At 66.4% G+C, this 19,076-nt stretch carries 12 protein-coding genes; 2 read left to right on the forward strand and 10 right to left on the reverse strand.

What is annotated here, in order from left to right:
• The first annotated feature begins 168 nt into the window (after positions 1 to 168).
• A complete protein-coding gene (locus SPR01S_RS04940) occupies positions 169 to 2,223 on the forward strand; it encodes an NAD(+) synthase (RefSeq protein ID WP_066585750.1) in 2,055 nt (684 codons plus the stop codon).
• Positions 2,224 to 2,322: 99 nt separating this feature from the next.
• On the opposite strand, the gene SPR01S_RS04945 is transcribed toward SPR01S_RS04940, so the two are convergent.
• The 6 genes from SPR01S_RS04945 to SPR01S_RS04970 all read right to left on the reverse strand — a co-directional run bounded on the left by SPR01S_RS04945 (position 2,323) and on the right by SPR01S_RS04970 (position 11,496).
• Positions 2,323 to 5,532, reverse strand: a complete 3,210-nt coding sequence (locus SPR01S_RS04945) for an autotransporter domain-containing protein (RefSeq protein WP_066585752.1) — start codon at positions 5,530 to 5,532, stop codon at positions 2,323 to 2,325.
• 146 nt (positions 5,533 to 5,678) lie between these two features.
• Positions 5,679 to 8,123, reverse strand: a complete 2,445-nt coding sequence (locus SPR01S_RS04950) for a TonB-dependent receptor (protein WP_066585755.1) — start codon at positions 8,121 to 8,123, stop codon at positions 5,679 to 5,681.
• Positions 8,120 to 9,061 carry a FecR family protein gene (locus tag SPR01S_RS04955; protein WP_066585757.1) on the reverse strand — a complete coding sequence of 314 codons (942 nt, stop codon included), beginning with the start codon at positions 9,059 to 9,061 and terminating at the stop codon, positions 8,120 to 8,122. Before SPR01S_RS04955 ends, SPR01S_RS04950 begins: the two co-directional genes overlap by 4 nt.
• A gap of 36 nt (positions 9,062 to 9,097) precedes the next feature.
• Positions 9,098 to 9,622 carry an RNA polymerase sigma factor gene (locus tag SPR01S_RS04960; protein WP_066585761.1) on the reverse strand — a complete coding sequence of 175 codons (525 nt, stop codon included), beginning with the start codon at positions 9,620 to 9,622 and terminating at the stop codon, positions 9,098 to 9,100.
• 138 nt (positions 9,623 to 9,760) lie between these two features.
• Positions 9,761 to 10,765, reverse strand: a complete 1,005-nt coding sequence (locus SPR01S_RS04965; protein ID WP_066585762.1) for a glycosylasparaginase — start codon at positions 10,763 to 10,765, stop codon at positions 9,761 to 9,763.
• On the reverse strand, positions 10,762 to 11,496 hold the full coding sequence (locus tag SPR01S_RS04970) for a copper homeostasis protein CutC (RefSeq protein WP_066585764.1): 735 nt from the start codon (positions 11,494 to 11,496) through the stop codon (positions 10,762 to 10,764). The genes SPR01S_RS04965 and SPR01S_RS04970 overlap by 4 nt, the downstream gene beginning before the upstream one ends.
• A gap of 84 nt (positions 11,497 to 11,580) precedes the next feature.
• Between SPR01S_RS04970 and SPR01S_RS04975 the strand changes: the two genes are divergently transcribed.
• Positions 11,581 to 13,710: an AsmA family protein gene (locus SPR01S_RS04975; protein ID WP_439646723.1), complete on the forward strand. Its 2,130-nt coding sequence runs from the start codon at positions 11,581 to 11,583 to the stop codon at positions 13,708 to 13,710.
• Positions 13,711 to 13,897: 187 nt separating this feature from the next.
• On the opposite strand, the gene SPR01S_RS04980 is transcribed toward SPR01S_RS04975, so the two are convergent.
• The 4 genes from SPR01S_RS04980 to SPR01S_RS04995 are packed head-to-tail and all read right to left on the reverse strand — an operon-like array spanning position 13,898 to position 19,059.
• Positions 13,898 to 15,433 carry a hypothetical protein gene (locus SPR01S_RS04980; RefSeq protein ID WP_066585766.1) on the reverse strand — a complete coding sequence of 512 codons (1,536 nt, stop codon included), beginning with the start codon at positions 15,431 to 15,433 and terminating at the stop codon, positions 13,898 to 13,900.
• A 1-nt stretch (position 15,434) separates the two neighbouring features.
• Positions 15,435 to 16,415 (reverse strand): hypothetical protein, encoded by a 981-nt coding sequence (locus SPR01S_RS04985; RefSeq protein WP_066585774.1) that lies wholly within the window; start codon positions 16,413 to 16,415, stop codon positions 15,435 to 15,437.
• Between the two features lie 9 nt (positions 16,416 to 16,424).
• Complete coding sequence (locus SPR01S_RS04990; RefSeq protein ID WP_066585775.1) at positions 16,425 to 17,699, reverse strand: hypothetical protein; 1,275 nt, start codon at positions 17,697 to 17,699, stop codon at positions 16,425 to 16,427.
• Positions 17,700 to 17,709: 10 nt separating this feature from the next.
• Positions 17,710 to 19,059 carry a hypothetical protein gene (locus tag SPR01S_RS04995; protein WP_066585776.1) on the reverse strand — a complete coding sequence of 450 codons (1,350 nt, stop codon included), beginning with the start codon at positions 19,057 to 19,059 and terminating at the stop codon, positions 17,710 to 17,712.
• Positions 19,060 to 19,076 lie beyond the last annotated feature (17 nt).

The following is a 19,076-nucleotide window of genomic DNA, read 5'->3' on the forward strand; positions in this document are numbered from 1 at the left end:
GGGCCCCTGCGGGCAACCGCGAAGCGGCGGGCCGATTTTGGAGCCCGGACGTCGTCGCGCGTCGGTCACGATGCCAAAAGCATCGCTCCCTCCTTGCTCCTCGCCGGACGTCAAAATCGGCTCCGTCACGACCTTGTGGTAATTGAGCACGGACCCTAAGCGGCGGGCATGGCGAAGACCCATCGTTTCTTCTCGCACCACACGCACGAATTCCTGCGCGTGGGCGCCTGCACGCCGGTGGCGAGCGTCGGCGATATCGCCGCCAATGTCCGCGAGACGATCGCGCTGGCGAAACGCGGTCACAAGGAAGCGTGCGACCTGCTCGTCTATCCCGAGCTCAATCTCACCTCCTATGCGATCGACGATCTGCATCTGCAGCAGACGATCCAGCGCGCGACCGAAGCGGCGCTGACCGAAGTCGCCGAGGCGACCGCCAAATTGCGCCCGGTGCTGCTGGTCGGCGCGGCGGTCTCGCGCAATGGCCGGCTCTATAATTGCGCGGTGGCGATCCATCGCGGCCGGATCCTGGGCATCGTCCCGAAGATCTTCCTGCCCAATTATCGCGAATATTATGAGAAACGCTGGTTCGCGAGCGGCGAAGGCGTGGTCGGGGCGGAGATCGACATCGCCGGGCAAATAAGTGTTCCGTTCGGCACCGACCTCATCTTCGCCGCCAGCGACCTGTCCCATTTCATTTTCCATGCGGAAATCTGCGAGGATTATTGGGCGCCTGTCCCGCCCTCGACCTGGGCGGCACTGGCCGGTGCGCTGGTCTGCTGCAACCTGTCGGCGTCAAACGTTCTGATCGGCAAGGAGCGGCAGCGGATGCTCCTGTCCGGATCGCAGTCCGACCGCGCGATATGCGCGTACGTCTTCTCCGCGGCAGGCCCCGGTGAAAGCACGACCGATCTCGCCTGGGACGGCCAGGGCATGGTGCATGAACTGGGCGAGCTGATCGCCGAGTCCGAGCGCTTTCCGGCGACATCGGGCCTGTTGGTTGCCGATGTCGATTGCGGCCGCGTCCGGCACGAACGGATGCGCAACAGCACCTTCGCCGACGCCGCCCGGTTCGCCGGCGTCGACGACGCGGATTTCCGCTTCATCCATTTCGAGGCAAAACCCGATTTCGCCGATGTCGGGTTGAAGCGCGACGTGCGGCGGTTTCCGTTCGTCCCGAACGCGCCCGAGAAGCTCGACGCCGATTGCTACGAAGCGTTCAATATCCAGGTCTCCGGCTTGATCCGCCGCGTCGAGGCAGCCCGCGCCAAACGGTTGGTGATCGGCGTGTCCGGCGGACTCGATTCAACCCATGCGCTGATCGTCGCGGCCAAGGCGATGGACCGGCTGGGCAGGTCGCGCGACCATATCCTGGGCTATACCATGCCGGGCTTCGCGACGAGCGAGGGCACCAAGTCGAACGCCTGGGCGCTAATGCGCGCGCTCGGCGTCGCGGGCGACGAGATCGATATCCGACCCGCCGCCAGACAGATGCTCGAGGATATGCGGCACCCGTTCGCCAATGGCGAACCCGTCTATGACGTGACCTTCGAGAACGTTCAGGCCGGCCTCAGGACCGATTATCTGTTCCGGCTGGCCAATCAGCATGACGGCCTGGTCGTCGGCACCGGTGACCTGTCCGAGCTTGCGCTCGGTTGGTGCACTTATGGCGTCGGCGATCAGATGAGCCATTACGCGGTCAATGCCGGCGTACCCAAGACTCTGATCCAGTTCCTGATCCGCTGGTGCATCCGCACCGATCAATATGATGGCGAAACCGACCGCGTGCTCGACGCTATCCTGGCGCAGGAAATCTCGCCCGAACTGGTCCCCGCCGGTGCCGACGGCGCGATCCAGTCGACCGAGAGCAAGATCGGCCCGTACGAACTCAACGACTTCTTCACGCACTATATCGTCCGCCATGGTCTGGTGCCGTCCAAGGTCGCGTTCCTGGCGCTGAAGGCGTGGGAAGACGCGAGCGCGGGCCGCTGGCCGCGCGATTTCCCCGCCGCCGCGCGACACGCTTACGACTTGGCGACGATCCGCTCGTGGCTGGAGAAGTTCCTGTTCCGCTTCTTCACGATCAGCCAGTTCAAGCGTTCGGCGATCCCCAATGGCCCCAAGGTCTCGGCCGGCGGCGCGCTATCCCCGCGCGGCGACTGGCGCGCGCCGTCGGACGGCACTGCCCAGCCATTTCTCGACGAACTGGCCGCGAACCTGCCCTAGGGCCCATTTAAGCCGTTTCAGCCCAGCTGAAACGGGTATGGTGCCGGCCCGCTCTCCCACCCGACCGGGTGGGGAAACGGATCGGCACCGCAACCGAAATCAGAGTCCGATCTGAAGCGTCGCGCGCAGCGAGATCGCGGCGCGGCTCTGCTGCTCCTCGGCACCCACTTCGCCACCGATGCGGAAGCCGGGCGAACCGCCTGACGCGCGGAAGCGGCCGACCCAGCCGTCGGTGCGCTTGTCCGGAATCAGGGTGAAGGCCTGGCCACCCGCGAAGTTCGCGGTGGTCGCGCCCAGTTCGCCGCCAAGAATCTGGCGGCGCCCCGCCTCGATCTCGGTGTGGAACCAGCCATCCTCCGTCGAGCCGAAGCTGAGGCCCACCGCCATTGTGGCATTGGCGGCGAATTCATCGCTGGTACGCTTGGCGATCGACAGGTCGAACGCCTTGCCGCCGCCCGTCTCGGTATGGGCGTCTTCGTCCAGCCGGTAATAGTCGACCGACAGGATCGGACGGAAGGTCAGGTGACCGACCGCGCCTTCATAGGAAGCGCCGCCGGTGGCCGAGAACAGGTTGCCGTTCCATTTCGAGCTGTTTTTGAGCGCGACCGCCGTGCTGGTGCCGTCATTGCCGGCGAAGCTGCGCTCGCTGGCGAAATTGACGCGCGCCGCGGAGACGCGAGCGAACGGACGCAGGCCGCTCCACTCGCCACGCCAATAGGCGGCGACTTCATACTGGTCGGACGACACCGTATTGTCAGTACCATTGTCGTTGTCGTTGCCGTGCAGATAGGCGAGCGACAGGCCGAAATTGCCGAGCTTGGTCTTGTATTCCGCGCCGCCGGACGTCCCCCAGCCGTTAATGTCGTAGGACGCGGTGTTGAGGAAGCTCTTCGACCCGCCATAGGCGACTTCCTCGAGCCAATAGCCCCAATGCCCCTTGTCGACAAAGGGCGCGCCGCCGTCGGTCAGCATCCGGCCGATCGCGCGCGATCCCGCGCTGACCGCCGCGAAGGTGCCGCCGGCATGGTCCGGCAACATCTGGCGGATCGCGGACTGGAACGCGGTGCCGTCGGTGATGTTGAGGAACGAGTTCGCCACCTTGCTGTCCTGGCTCAACGCGGCATAGATCGCGCCATATGCCGCCGAGCCCGAACGGTTGAGGCCCAGTTCGCTCGCCGTCTTGGCGGCGATGTCGATCGCGATCTGATTGGCGGGACCGCCGGTCGCGATGCTGGTCTTGTACATGTACGGCAGCGCAACGGACGAGGTCGTCAAATTGCTCGCGCCGGTGACCGTGCCAGCCGTCAGGATCGTATAATGGCCGGTCCCGGTAACGAGCCCGGTCAGCTTGATCGCGAGCTTCGAATTGGTATCGAAGCTGGCCGTCCCGGCGACATTGTACTGCGTCGCGGTATTGGTGGTGGTGTTGACGGTGACGCCCAAGGTGCCGCCGCCGGTTACGGCCAAGGAGCCGATCGATACCGGCGTCGTGCCGGTGTTGGTGAACTTGCCTCCGTTGACCGTGACCGCCAGGCCCGAAGCGTTGGCCAGCGTGCCCGAGAAGGTCGAGGTGCCGCCGATCGTCAGCGTGTCCGACCCGCCGCCGAAATCGACCGCGCCGGTATAGGCAGCCGTGCCGGCCAGGGTCATCGTGTCGTTGCCCGCGCCGAACGTGGCGTTGCCGGTCATCGTCGCGTCGCCCGACATGGTGAGTTGGTTGTTGCCCGCACCGAACGTGACATTGCCGGCAAGCGAGCCGTCGCCCAGGTCGAGCGTGTCGTTGCCGCTGCCGAAGCGAACGTCGCCGACGATCGACGGCGCGGTCCCGCTAGCAACGACGATCTGCCGCACCGTCGCGCCGGCCGTGTTGGCGCTGAGGTCCACAGCGATGTTGCGGGTCGATGCCGCGTCGGCGCCGCTGGCAGTGATCGCCCCGCCATTTTCGACCAGCGTCACACTGCCCGATTTGTCGACGATCGCGGTCGCGCCGGCGGCGGTCCCCGCGCTCGCCGAAATCGTGCCGGTGTTGCGGATCGAGGTCACGTTGGCGCCAGCATCGACCACAACGGCTTGCGACAGCTGACCGGCGGTCGAGGCGCCCGTCGCGGTGATCTTGCCCGAATTCACGATGGTCGGCACCGTCGCGCCGGCGCCGATGCGCAACGCGGTCGCATTGGCCGCATTGGCGGTCGCCGCAATGCCGCCGGTGACCTGCATGCCGTTGGTGATGGTGACCGCCCCGCCCAGCCCGCCGATCACGACACCATTGGCGTTCACGCCGGCATAGAGGCCGTTGCCGGTGGCCGTGCCGTTGACGATGAGGCCATAGCCGGCGGTGTTGGCAACGGGACCCAAGGTGACCGAGTTACCCGCCGCGCCGATCTGAAGTGCGGCGGCCGAGCCATAGGAGGTGATCGCCGCCGATCCTTCGTCGGCGTCGGGAATGCCGTCCTTGTCGGTATCGGGGTCCGTCGTGCTGAGCGTCGGCGGAATGGCGAGGATAACGCCGCCACCGACATTGCCGGTGATCGAGACCGCGGGACCGCCCTGGAGCAAATCGTCGGCGTCGAGCTTGCTCGGATCGCTCGGCACCGTCGTGTAGCGATATCCCGTGCTGGAAATTGTGCCCTGCAACGTCAGCGCGCCCGACACGTTGCCGTTGATCAGAACCGCGCTCGATCCGCCGCCCTGTGCCGTGATCGTGCCGGCAATGCGCGCATTGCCGTTGATGTCGCCCGTCTTGACGCCGGCCGAATTGTTGCCGGTGACGGCGATCGTGCCGTCGGTCGACAAATTGCCGTTGAGCGTTCCGCCGAGCAGGATGCCGTAGGAATTGTTGCCCTCGACCGTAATCGAAGCGCCCTTGGCGTTCGTGATCGCACCGGTGAAGGCGCCGCCGGTGCGAATGCCCGCGCGGCCAGTACCCGACGCCAGTGGGCCATCGAGGTCGCCGTCATTGTCGGTATCGGTCGGCGTATAGGTCTCGTCGACGATGATCTTGCCGGTATTGTTGATCGACCCCGTCACGCCGGCGGCCGCGCCGATCCCGGTGGCATTGTCCGAATTGGTGATCTGGATCGTGCCGGCGTTACTGACGCCGTTGTTGCTGTCGATCGTCACCGCCGTGCCGCTGGTGACGGTCACTGATCCCGCCGAAGTGATGCTGACGTCGGACGGCGCGCCGTTATTCGCGGTCGACGTCTTTACCGGCGTGGTGATTGCGGTGGAGATCGTGCTTTGCGCCGCGGCGGGCGTGGCGGCGAACAGGATGACGGGGGTCAGGCAAGTCGAAGCAAGCAATACGCGCATCTGCAATCCCTTTTTCGGATGCCCGTTTGGGGGGGGCGGCACCCGTTCAAAGGCGATGACGGCGCCGCGGCGGCGCAACCTTGAAGCCCGAGGTAAATTTTTGGGACTGCAAGGCCTGCCGCGCGCTTCACGGCTAGACTCAGCGGCTAAAATGCGGCGTCGACCCCGATCCGGATCGTGCGCGGGCGTAGCGGCGTGATCTGCTGTTCGCTGGTGACCGCGAACGGCGTGCCGAGCGCAAAGCGGTTGCCGACCTCATCGGTCAGGTTGGTAACGCTGGCCGTCAGCGCGAAACGATCGAAGGACAGTCGCGCGGAGATCCGCGTATCGAGATAATCGCCCTGTTCCGCCCCCAGGATCGGGCCCACGCCCAACCGCGAACGGCCGGTGTATCGCGCCGACGCCGCGAGGGAGATTTGCGCGGTATCCGACACCGCGAATTCGTATTTGACCGCCCCGCGCGCGACGACATTGGCGATGTTGGGGACGCGGCCATAGGTCACCGCGTCGGCCGCGACGGCGTTGACGATGTGCGAGGTCTGCGGCTTGCTGTTCGGACCGGGGATAACGAAGCTGAGGAAGAAGGGACTGGGATTGACCACCTTGCTGTCGTTCAGCGAAATGCCGCCCTCCAGGCTCAGCCCGGGAGCCGGACGCCAATCGGCCGATGCGGAAACCGTCCAGATCCGCCCATCGCCGATATTGGCCGTGCTCGGCAGCCCACGGCCATCGATGAAATCGGCCTGGATGTTGCGCCACAGGGTCCGCGAGACGCTGAGAGAGACGCCGATCGGGTCGACGCCGGGCACGCCATGCCGCATGCCGAATTCGAATGTCTCCGCGCGGTCGTTGCGAAACCGCCGGACGAAATCGCCCTCGATCGCCAGCCCGCCCGGCCGAAAACTCTGCTGATAGCGAGCGTAGAGCGTCAACCGGCGAAGCGGTGTCGCCGACAGCGCGAACGACGGCAGGAAAGCGCTTTCCTCACGTTCGGCCGTCACATCAGCATTGAGCCGCGCGATCAGCGGCACGACGTCGGCCCCCTCGCCCGTCAACCAGACATGGCTGTAGCGGCCGCCCCCGGTCAGCGTCAGCTTGGGCAGCAATTCGACCGAGACCTCGCCATAGCCGGTCGCCTCGGTAATCCGATTGACCACGCCCGTGGCCGGTAAAGGCATGTCGGGATTGCCCATGGCCCGGCTGAGCCTGGTCGTGTTACGCACCACGCTGGCGCCGAACACCCAGCCCAGGCCATCGGTCATCGGCCGCGACAGGCGGTTTTCGAACGAGAACAGGTCGGTATGGTTGTTCTGCTTGAACAGCCGCTCGGGCCCGTTGGGTTCGGTGGCGTCGTAACGCTCGCTCAGCCGCTGGCGCGCGATCCCGAGCGAGGAGACGAACAGCAGTCCGCTGTCGAAGCGACGGCTCGCCACCAACTCACCCAGCGCATAGGTCGCATCGCTGCCCTGCGGGAGCAGGCTGTCCCGGGTGAGCGGCGGCGCATCGCGATCGGCATATTGGCTGTCGAGATTGCGCGTCTTTTGAAACGTGCCACCCAAGTCGATCGTCCAGCCGCCGACCTTGCCACGCAGCGTCGCACGCCCGCCAAAGATGTTGGAGCGGTTGACATCCTTCTTTCCGAGCAGCGGGTTGTCGATATAGCCGCCCTCGGTAATGCCGTATCCGAGCACGCGAATGCCCAGCGCATCCTCGGCGATCGGCAGGTTGAGCACCCCGGCCAGATCGGCCCCCGGCGCGCCATGCCAGGTCGCCGAGACGCCGCCGGTCAGCGAGCCGCCAATCGTCGTAAGATCAGGCGTATTGCGGATGACACGGATGATCCCGCCGAGCGATCCGGCACCGTATAGCGTTCCTTGCGGCCCCTCGAGCACTTCGACCGATCCGACATCGTAAAGCCTGAGATCGGGATCGGGCGCGTTGTAGGTCAGGCGCACGTCGCCGAAATATTGGCCGACGGTTGCCTGGGTCGGTCCGGTGAAGCTCGAATCGGCGATGCCGCGGATGAACAGCTTGTTGCGGCCGGCTCCGAGATAGGTCGAAGACACGGTGGCAACCCGCGAGACGATGGCGTCGGTGCCGTTGTCGGGATCGCGGCCCAGGTCGAGCCCCCCGATCACGGTGACCGCGCCGGGAAAATTCTGCAGGCGGGTGTCGCGCTTGCTTGCGGTTACGACGATATCGTCCGCGGCCTGCGGCTGGGGCGCTGGCGGTGGGGAAACCGGCCGTTTCGCCGCGATGGCGCGAGGGATCGGCTTGGGCTTCGGCGGTGGAGCGGGGACGATCCGCCACACGCCGGGCGCCGGAGATACAGCGCGAGCCGACGTTCCCCTCAACAGTAGCGAGAGGGCGCGTCCTGCGCCCATCGTACCGCGCACCGCGCCGACTGGGCGGCGAAGCAAGCCGGGATCGTTCACCGCGACGACGATGCTGACGCGCGCCTGCGCGCCGAGTACCGCGATCGCTTGGCCGAGCGTCCCGGCAGGAATGTCGATCGCCTGATCCTTCGCCTCGGCCGGCGATGCGATCAGACAAAGCCCCGCCAGCGCCGCGGGGCCGGCGAAACCCCTCATGGTCCGGCGATCACCCACCCTTTGCCTGAACGGCGCACATTCGCGCCGAGAAGGATATTCAGTCGCGCCATGGTCGGCTCGACACCACCGTCGAGCCGCACCACGCCACGGAACGGCCGCGCGGCGACCGTGTCGCCCACGCTGACCGGCACCCCGAGATTGCGCTGCAGGTCGGCGGCGACCCGCGACAGCGGCGCTCCGTCATAGAAAAGCTGGCCGCTGCGCCATGTACCGACATCGGCCGGGCGAATCGCGCTCAACCGGCCGGTGCGCTGTCCCCTGGCGAGCGTGAAGCGCTGGCCCGCAGGCACGTCGATGCCGGCCTTGCCCGGATCGACCACCACCATCCCTTCGCTCACCGCTAGGTCGAGCGCGCCGTCGCCGGTCGTCACTTCGAACGTCGTGCCGGCATCGACCAGCGTCGCATCGGCGGTTTCCAGCCGGAATGGGCGCGTCGGATCGTGCTTCACGGTAAACAGCACCTGGCCGCGCTCCATCCGCGCGAAGCGCTGATCCTTGCGATCGAGCTCGATCCTGGTTTCGCCGTTCAATTCCAGCTTGGTGTCGGCGAGGACCAAGGTGCGGCGTTCGCCTGCGGCAGTCTGCACCGAATACAGATCGCGCGACGGCCAGGCAAGCCAGGAGCCGGCGGCAACCGCGAGCGCGACCGAGGCCGCGAGCGCACCGCCCAGCCAGCGGCGACGCGAAGGGACGACCGGCTCGTCGAAATCGGGTTCGGCTTCGGCCGGCCAGCTAACTCCAGCCAACAACTCATCCAGATCGCGGTCGGCGGCGGATGTTTCGGCGTAAGCGCGCGCATGCGCGGCATCCGCGGCAAGCCATGCCTCGAACGTTTCCCAGTCGTCGAACGAGGGATCGCGCTGGCGGATCAGCCAGGTGATGGCTTCCTCCTCCATCTCGCGCGTCCAGTCGGTCATGTCCGCCTCCTGTTAGCGAAGACGGACTCGGTCGGGTCAAACCTCATCGATCGACCTCCGATAGTCGAGCAGCGCGCGATAGGCGCGCCTGAGATCCGCTTCCACGGTGCTCAGGCTGACCCCCAATTCGCGCGCGATATCGCGTTGCTGGACGCCATCGATACGATGACGGCGAAAGATCGTCGCGGTGCGCGCGCCCAATCCGTCGAGTACAGCCTGCACGCCCGCCAGCGTCTCGCGCGCCACCAGGCTGCGGTCGGGCGGCGGCGCGTCGGACCGGTCGGGCTCTGTCGGACCGGCGGCATCGCTCCAATCCTGCTCGCGCCGCTCGGCCTGGCGCCGCGAGCGGAAGCGATCGACCATCAAATTGTTCGCCGCGCGATAGAGATAGGACAAAGGTTGGGCGACCGGTCCGGCATCGGCCGTCGCCACACGCACATAGAGGTCCTGAAGCACGTCTTCCGCCGCATCCCCCGCGCCGCGCGAGATCAGGAATCGCAACAGCTTCTCCCTGTTCGCGAGGATGACGGCCTGAAGGCCGGAGGGAGGGAGGTCGTCCATAAGCGGCGCGAAGGCATAACCCGAAAGGGATGGCGACGCCCAGTACGGCCTGCGCCGCCGCTTATCCAGCCCCATTGCAGGCAGCGACTCCGGGCCGAGCCGCTACCTTTGACCGCGACCCCTGGACTGCATCCACTTTTATGGGGCTTGGCTGAACAGGCTGGCTGAAGGCAGCACTTCGGTCGCGCCCGAATGCCGCGTCACGGCATAGGTGAAGCCGGGAAGCAGGGCATAAGCTCCGATCCTGCCATCCTGACCCAGCGCCAGGAAACCCACTTGCAACCCCTTGATCGCGTCGCCGCGCATCTGGGCAATATGTTTGACGGCTTCCTCGCACGCCGCCTGGGGGGACAGCCCGGCGCGGATCGAGGCAACGACCCGAGCGGTCCCGGCGATCCGCGTCACTTCCTCTCCGACGCCGGTCGATGCGGCAGCACCCACCCCCTTTTCGAGGAACAGCCCGCACCCGGCCTGGGGCGAGTCGCCGACCCGCCCGCGCATCTTGAATGCCATGCCCGACGTCGTGCAGGCCGCCGCCATCGCGCCGTCCAGGCCGCGCGCCATGATCCCGAGCGTGTCATGGTTGAGCTTGGAACCGGGCGGTCCCGGCAGTCGGTTCTCGATATTGGCGATCGGCCGGTATTTCGCGGTCTTGAGCCACTCGCGCCAGCCTTTCTCGGCTTCGGGCGTCAGGAGGTTGGTGCGCTTCATGCCCTGGTCTAGCGCGAAGCGGGTCGCCCCCTCTCCGACCAGCAACGTATGCGGCGTCTTTTCCATGACCAGCCGTGCGACCGAAATGGCGTGGACGATGTCCTCCAGCGCGGCGACCGCGCCGACGCCGCCGCGATCGTCCATGATGATCGCGTCGAGCGTCACATGGCCGTCGCGATCGGGATAGCCGCCATAGCCGACCGAGTGATTGGTCGGATCGGCCTCGGGCACCCTGGCTCCCGCCTCGACCGCGTCGAGTACCGAGCCGCCGGCCTTGAGGCGCGCAAGCGCCGCTTCGTTCGCAGCCTTGCCGAAATCCCAAGTGGACAGCACGGCGACCGGATCGCTCTCACCCGCTTCGGCCGCGCCCGCTGCGAACACGGCCGCCGCGCCGATCGCCAATGCACCGCGTCGCGAAATGCCGTCGTTCATGTCTCACTTCCCTTTGTTGTCAGCGCTGTGCGCAACCGTTGCACGATGACCCGATCGGTCGCACGTCGCGGCCCCGTTGCAAAGCCGAGCCGCAGCGTGGCGGCATCGGGTTCGGGGCCAGGACGGCTGGCCGATCCATGGACCTCGCGCACGCCAGTGCCGGCGATGATCCGCTCGATATTGTCGGGCGTGACGCCCGAGCCCGCGATGACCGACAGCCGCTCCCCCGCGGCAGCGACCATCCTCACAAGCGTTGTCATGCCTTCGATCGCGGTCGGTGCGCCGCCCGAGCTCAGAATTTTGTCATAGCCGAGCGCAATCGCCTCGCCCACAGCCGCGACGGGATCGGGGACGAGATCGATCGCGCGGTGCAGTACGATCGCCACATCACGCGCGGCGTCACGGAACCGTGCCAGCGCTTCGCGGTCGAGTTCGCCATCGGGGCGCAACGCACCGACCACAACTCCGTCGACACCACGCGCCCCAGCCGCGCCGATCTCCTCGACCATCAAAGCCACATCGTCTTCGCTATAGACGAAGCCGCCCGCGCGCGGGCGGATCATCATATGCACCGGACACCCGGTCCGCAGCGCATGATCCAGCAGGGCCGCGGACGGCGTCAGGCCGCCGAGCTCGAGCGCCGAGCAAAGCTCGATCCGATCGGCCCCGCCGGCGACCGCGACACCGACCCCGGCCGCATCGTCCACACAGATTTCCAGGATAGCGCTCACAGCTCATTCCTAAGCGGCTTCGGCTCATCTTGCCAGCGTGGTGGCGAATGAACCTTTCAAGGCATTCGCGCGATTCAGGTGGCGATGGATATGACCGCGCCTCCGCCCAAGGACGTGACCGGTGAAAAGCCGGCCACGGGCTTTTTTGGCAGCCGCGCCTGGCGGATCCTTCGCAACAGCCTGGTCGGCATACTCGCGACTCTCTTCATCATCTGGCTCGTCCTGTTCATCACCAAAGGTCGATTCCTGAAACAGCCCTTCGAGAGCGTCACGACGCGGATGGCGGGCCGCGATGTAAAAGTGGGAGGAGACTTCCAGCTCTATTTCGCGCCGCTGAAAATCAAATTCTACGCGGAGGGTTTGAGCATCGCCAATCCGAAATGGGCGACCAGGCCCAATCTGTTTCAGGCGCAAAAGATCGACATGCGGGTTTCGCCGTTGAGCATGCTCTTCGGCAATCGCCGCATCTACTGGCTCGACCTGACCGGCGGTTCGGGCGACCTCGAATGGAATGCCGGCCATACCGCCAACACCTGGACGTTTGCCGATACGGGCGGCAAGCCGTTCAAATTGCCGCGGATCGACCGCGCGACGGTCGTGGGCACAAAGGTGCGCTATGTCGACCCACGGATGCGGCTGCTCGCCGATCTGGGGATCGACCCGATCGCCGCCACCAACAAGCAAATCGGCAAGGCGGTCGAAGTGCACGGAACTGGACAAATCCGCGACACGCCGTTTCGCCTTGTCGCGCAGTTGAGGTCGCCGGACGCGACGCTCGACCGCGGCGAGAACAAGCTGGTCGCGCGCGCCTGGGCCGCAGGCAACGTGATCGATGTTGCAGGGACGCTGCCCTCGGCAACGGACATCGAGGACGTGCCGCTGCGCACGCGGGCGCGAGGCCGCAACCTGGCCGACCTGCTCGGCATTATCGGCGTGGTCCTGCCCAACACCCGCGACTATGCGTTGCGCGCGCAACTGGTGAAGGACGGAGCCGAATATCGCTTCACGCATATGACCGGCCGGTTCGGCGATAGCGACCTCGCCGGACGGCTGACGATCGCCAATGGCGAACGGCTGCGGCTCGATGCGGCATTGGCGACGCGCGAACTCGATATCGTCGATGCCGCGCCTTTCATCGGCTATAATCCTGATATCGTCGCAGCAAAGGGCGCTGTGGCCGCCGCCGCGGCGACCGGAGCCGCACCCCAGCGCGTGCTACCCGACGCCGCGCTGCCGGTGGCCGAATTGCGACGTTTCGATGCCGGGCTGCATTGGACGATCCAGGATATCAAGTCGCGTAACGTCCCTATTTCGCATGTCGACCTGACGCTGGCGCTCGATCGCGGACGGCTGGCGCTGTCGCCGCTGAGCTTCGCGATGGCGCGGGGGAACGTCGCATCGGACCTGATCTTCGACACGCGAGCGCGGCCGGCCCTCGACACGTACGACATTCGTCTATCGCCGACGCCTATGGGCCGACTACTTGCCGGCTATGGCGTCGACGAGTCAGGCACGAGCGGCACGATAAAGGGTCGCATCCAGTTGAAGGGGCGCGGCGACACCATCCACGATTCGCTCGCGACCTCTTCCGGCCGTGTGGCGTTCATCATGCCGAGCGGCAGCTTCTGGACGCGTAACGCCCAGTTGTCGGAACTCGACATCGGCACGTTCGTCCAGAAGATGTTCGAGCACAAACTGAAGGAGCCGGTGCAGATCAATTGCGGGCTGATAGCCTTCACCGTGCGCGACGGGATCGCCGCTGCCGATCCGATCATCATCGACACCAAGAAGAACGTCATCCTCGGCCGTGGCGGGCTGAGCTTCAAGAATGAAAGCCTCGACCTCGCATTGCGCGCCGACGGCAAGCAATTCTCCTTGTTCTCCGCCCAGTCGCCGGTCGGGCTCAACGGCTATTTCGCCAGGCCGAGTATTCAGGTGATTAGCCCGGAGTTGCTCGCGCGCGCCGGCGGCGGCATAGGTTTGGCCACCGTCGCCAGTCCGCTCGCCGCCATTCTCGCTTTCATCGATGTCGGTGACGCGAAGAGCGCTGCATGCGGTCCAATTCTGGCCGGCGCTCATGCCCAGGCGATGCGGACCACGAAGGGCAAGCCGCGTGACGATGTCGGCAACGGCACCACCGCCAAATCGGAGACCGGCAAGGAATCGGCTGCGGATCGCAAAAAGCAAAAGAAGAAGTTTCTGGGCATCTTCTGACGGCGAAAACACCGGCGTGGATAGAGCGAGGCGGGAAACGGCGCGCAGTCCCCCGACAACGTCAGCTTTGCATCGAAAACCAATATTTGCGAAGATCGGTTCGCGAGGTGCTCGTTATCGAAATCCCGACGGCCCGGAACGCGGGACATCAAACCCACAGCCAATGTTGACGGCTATTGCGTCAGCCTCAGTGCGACGGTGCTCCGGCGGGCGATGCTGGCGCATCTGACGCCGGCGTGCTTACCGGGGGCGAACCGGCGGCTGGAGGGGGCCGGGTACCGGTTCCGCCCGCTGGCGGCTGCCCCCCTGTCACCGGCGCCGCTGCCGCCGGCGCGCGCCCGACCGGAGCCTGGTGTGCGGGTGTCCCCGGAGCTCCGGCAGCGGTTCCTCCGGTCGGCGCAGGTCGGCTCGCAGCCGGCTGCGCAGGGGCAGGGGCAGCTGCAGGTGCCGGCGTTGGCGACGGAGGTGCCGGCGGCGGGCGCAGGCCGGCATCCAGCCGCGCGGCGCGTGCCGCCTCGTCGGCCGATTCCGCCGTCTGCCGCGCGGTGCGGTCGCTGGCGATCCGCGCCGCCTCGGCATCCGGATTGATCGTGTTGACGCGGATTCGCTCGACGTCCTGGACACCCGCCAGCCGGGTGAGCGGGACGTAGTCGGTGCGGAACACGAGCTCGACCCCGCTGCTCAGATTGACGTCCGTATGCATGTTCTCGGTGGTCTGCGTGCGATCGGTCGTGACGTAGCCGATCGTGTTCTGGACCTTCGCCTCCGCGCCCCAGGGCCCGAACTTGGCATTGACGCTCGCGTTGGTCGTATTGTGCAGGTCGAATTGCGAGCCACGGTCATTGGTCGCCGCGCTGGTCGCGTCGATGTGAAAGTTCATCGCGGCGTTGAGCCGCCCGCTTTCGATGACGATGCGCTGAAGACCCATCTGGATCATCGTCGCGAGCAATTGCTGGCGGTTGCGCGCCAGCGTCTGCTGCACGAACGGCACCAGCGTTTCGGGGTTCGATCCGGGCGGCACCGGATCGCCCGCTGGGATGCCGAGCGTGCTGCGCAGGATCGCTTCGGATGGCGGCTGCGCGCCCGATTTGAGTGCTAGCCGGGTAGAGGCGGCGCGCTCCGCCTCGATCTCTGCCTGGCGTTCGCGGCGTTCGTCGGGGCTGAGGCCGCTCAGATCCTCGGGCATGCCGTCGCTGTCGTCGCCTCCCTGCACCTCGTATGATGCGGGGAAATGTTCGGCGAGCCATTGCCGCGCGCCGCCGACGCCGACATTGCTGTCGGCGAAACCCTCGGTGGTCTGCGCGACATTGCGGATCAGCTCGACGAAGGCGGTGAGCTGCTGCTGGTTCGAATCGTTCATCGCCTTGAACACGCCGGTGATCAGCTCGGTCACGAAGCGCGGGAACGACACCGCGTTGAGCACGGCCTGGGTCGTGCCGGCGACGCGATCGACGGCGACGCCCGAAAATTCGGAGCCTGCATTCTGTGCCAACGCCAGCACGGGGCGCGGACGCCGGACGCCCTGCAGGTCGTCATGGTCGAGCGCGGCCGACCCGATCTTGACCAGGCCGCGAGCAAGATCGCGCCGCGTGGTCTGATCGAGCGCGTTGAACCCCTGCTGGGTCGACAGCAAGGCGTGGACATTGTGGCGGACATCGTCGCGCGCACCAGGTTGGCCCGGCCGCGCGGCCGGCACCGGCGCCAGAAAGGCGGCCGACGCCATGTCAGCCGCCCAGCGCGGCCCAGGGCGAGCTCGCAGGCGGTGGCGGAGGGGGCGGTGCGATCGTCGCGGCGGCGGGCGAGGAATCCCCCGCGACGCTTTCGCCGATACTGAGCGTCGCCTCGATCCAGTCGGCGGCCGCGCCCACCACCGCATCGCCGACGGTGACCAACGGCGCAGCGCCCGACGCCTGGTCGGCGATGTCGGCGAGCCAGGCGATCACCGTCATCCCGGCCTTGCCGCGATGGACATAGGGGGTTGGCTGGACCGGCTGCTGATGGGCGGCGCGAGCGATGCCCGTTACCACGTCCCACACGTCGCGTGCGCCGAAGGCATGGCGCAGGTCCGGATGGCCGACGATCGCGAAGGCGTCCTTGAGCATCTGGACGATCTCGTTCGCCATGAACGCGGTGATCCCGCCGCTCGCCTGGGCGAGGTTCTGGACCAGCGCCCGCACGGCGGCGCGCACCCGCGCCTGCTGCGCGCTGCCGCCATAGGGATTGCCCGCCGACAATTCGTCGAGCTTGTAGAGCGACTCGCACAATTCCAGCATGCGATCCTCGAACTGGAAATTGCGGTCGGCGTCGGCCGCGGCAGGTCCGGTCGAGGTACCGAACAGGCGCGAGAAGAAGGCACCACGTTCGGCCGCGCTGACGCGTTCGTTGCGGTGGCGCCACCATGTCGCGACCAACTTTTCCGCGCCGCCCAGGTCCAGGGCCGTCGCGCCGGTGGCCGACAGGCCCGCGAGCGTTTCGACAGCTGGAATGATCCCGGCGGGCTCGAGATCGGCGGCAAGATAGAGCGAGGCCAGGGCGCGCAATTGCGCCTTGTCGACGCGATCGGTCGCGGCGTCGGGAATGTCGATATCGCCGAGCTGATCGAGCGCGAAGGCGAGGCCCGGCGCGGTCGCGCGCGCCACCAGCCGTTCGCCGGTCGACAATGCTGCGCTAAGCTGGGCGTCGGCGATCGGGGCGATGGCGGACATGCCCATGGCTCAGTGGGTTCCCGCCGCGGGCGTGGTGGCGGCTTTGGCGTTGGGATTATACGGCGTCGAATTGCCCTGGATCACCGACATCATCTCGGGCGTCGCCATCTTGTCGAGCGGCAGATAGTCGCTCTTGAAATTGACCCGCACCTCGCCCGACAGCTTGGCCTTGACCTCGGCCTTGGATTCGCTGGTCTCATCGAGCGCGGAGCCGACCGTCGCGACATGTTCCTGCGTCGCCTCGAACGCGGCGCTGGCGCTATAGGGCGTGTACCAGCTGCCATATTCGGCCTTCATGCTCTCCTTGTATTTCTGCGCCGAGCGGTCGTTCATCGACGCGGTGTAATGGCGGTTGGCGGTGTCGCTCGCGCGCATGTCGAAGATGACCTTGGCGTTGATCGACCCGTCGGTGATGACGATGCGGTTGATCCCCAGCATGACCATCGAGGACAGCAATTGCTGGCGCTGCTTGGCCATTTGCAGCCGCGCGGCGGTGACCAGCCGCAATTCGGCATTGGCATCGCTGAGGTCGGTGACCGGTGGATTGACGTTCATGTCGCGGCTGATCTCGGCGAGGCGAACCTCCGCATCCTCGCCCGTCGCCTCGAGCCGTGGCGGCGGCTGAGCGGCGGTGTCGCCATCGGCGAAACTGTCGGCATTGCTGCCGGTGCCGACCGACAAGGTGTCGGGATAGGCATCGGCGAGATAATCGCGCCCCGACGCCTCGCCGATATTGTCGCGCATGAACTGGTCGGTGGTCTTGGCGACATTGGCGATCAGCTCGCCATAGGCCCGCATCTGTTCGATCGAGCTTTCGACGATCGCCTGAAAGACGTTCTTGATCAGCCCGCCGACGAACTTCGGAAAATCGACCTTCTGGACCATCTGGCCGAATTGCTCGACGCCCTGCTGCGTCGCACCCGCGACGAAATCCTTGCCGGCAAAACCCGGGCTTTGCGACAGCGCCTTCTTGGTATCCTCGACCGGGTCGGCCAGCGCGCCGGCGATCGGTGCGGCGGACGCCGGTGCGACCGGCGCGATCTCGCCGCGCGCCTCGCGGCCGGCGATTTCAGAGCGAACCCCGTTCGGATCGGCGATGTACGACAGCACGCGTACCGTGTCGGCGGCGATCTTCTTGCGTTCATCATCGGGCAGATCGAGGAACGAAGGGATGGCGGTCAGCAGCCGCCGCACCTCCGGGCGCGTGGCGTCGAACGCCTCCGCGCTGGTCGGCGGGAGACCGCCGGGAGAAGGCGACGGGCGCGGTGGCGGGGCGACGAGCATCGCGACCGCCTCAAGCCGCCGGTGCCGGGGCAGGCGCCAGCGCCGGTGCCGGTGCCGCCGCGGCGGCCGGGGCCGCCCTGGGGCTCGGCACGACGTTGGGGTCGGCCGGGGTGGCGTTGCCCTGGATCGCGGCGATCATCTGCGGCGTCGCCATCTTGTCGAGCGGCAGATAGTCGCTCTTGAAATTGACGTCGACCGCGCCCGACAACTGGATCTTGGTCTGGAGCGCGGCGGTCGACGATTCCGACGCCGCGGTCTGCGCCGTGATGATCGGCTTGTTCTCGTACTGATATTCGCCCTTGGCGTAATAATCGGCGCTGTAATCGGTATTGCCGTCGCTACGGCTATAGTCGCGCTTGCCGCCGCTGTCATACTTGCCCGAACCCGACGACGTCTGCTGGACGTTGCCATAGCGGTCGCGCGCCATGTCGGCGGCGGTCGCGGTGCGGCGCTTCGACATCGTGTCGTTGGCGCGCACGTCGTAGATGATCTTCGCCGAGATCTTGCCGTCGGTGACGACGATGCGGTTGATCCCCATCAGCACGATGCTGGCCATCAATTGCTGCCGCTGGCGCGCGAGCTGCATCCGGCTGTTCTCGATCAGCGCCTTTTCGACATTGGCGTCGGACAGATCGAGGCTCTTGAGCGCACCATTCTCGAACTGGAGCTTGTTGTTGACCTGCTTGAGTGCTTCGCCTTCGTCGACACCCTCCCGCAACTCGAGCTTGGGGCCTGCGGGCTGATCGCCCCAATCGTCCTCGCTCTGACCGATCTGGAACAGATCGGGGAACTGGTCGACCATATTGTCCCGCCCCTGATTGTCCGAGACATTGTCGTCCATGAACTGGTGGAGCGACTTGGCGACTGAGGCGATCATCTCCTGATACGCCTGCATCTGCTCGATCGAGCTCTTGGTAATCGACTGGAACACGCCGCTGATCAGCGCCGAGACGAACGACGGAAACTGGACCTGGTTGAGCAGTAATCCGGCGGTGTTCGCGGCCGCGGTCGCCGCGTCCGCCTTGAACTCGTCCTTGCCGATCGCATCGACCGCGGCGTTGCGCTCCTGCCAGCTCGCTTCCGCCGCCGACTTGTCGTCGCCCTCGGCCAGCGCTTGCGCCGCCGGCTGGCCGATGCCGCCGGGGATACGGTTGCCCTGGATGCCTTCGGGCCGGGCCAGATAGTCGGCGATCAACGCGGTGTTGCGCGCGATGTCCTGCTGATCGCCAGGCGACATCCGGCGGAACGCATCCGACTGGGTGAGCAGTTGCGCGACGCTTTGCCGAACGTGCGGGTCGGGCGTCGGCCCGGCGGCGGGCCGGCTGGGCGGAGGAGCGATCGATTGGGCGGCGGCGTACATGGCGAACCTCGCGGGGA

Origin of the sequence: Sphingomonas pruni NBRC 15498 (assembly GCF_001598455.1) — a bacterium.
In the GTDB taxonomy this organism is placed as follows: domain Bacteria; phylum Pseudomonadota; class Alphaproteobacteria; order Sphingomonadales; family Sphingomonadaceae; genus Sphingomonas; species Sphingomonas pruni.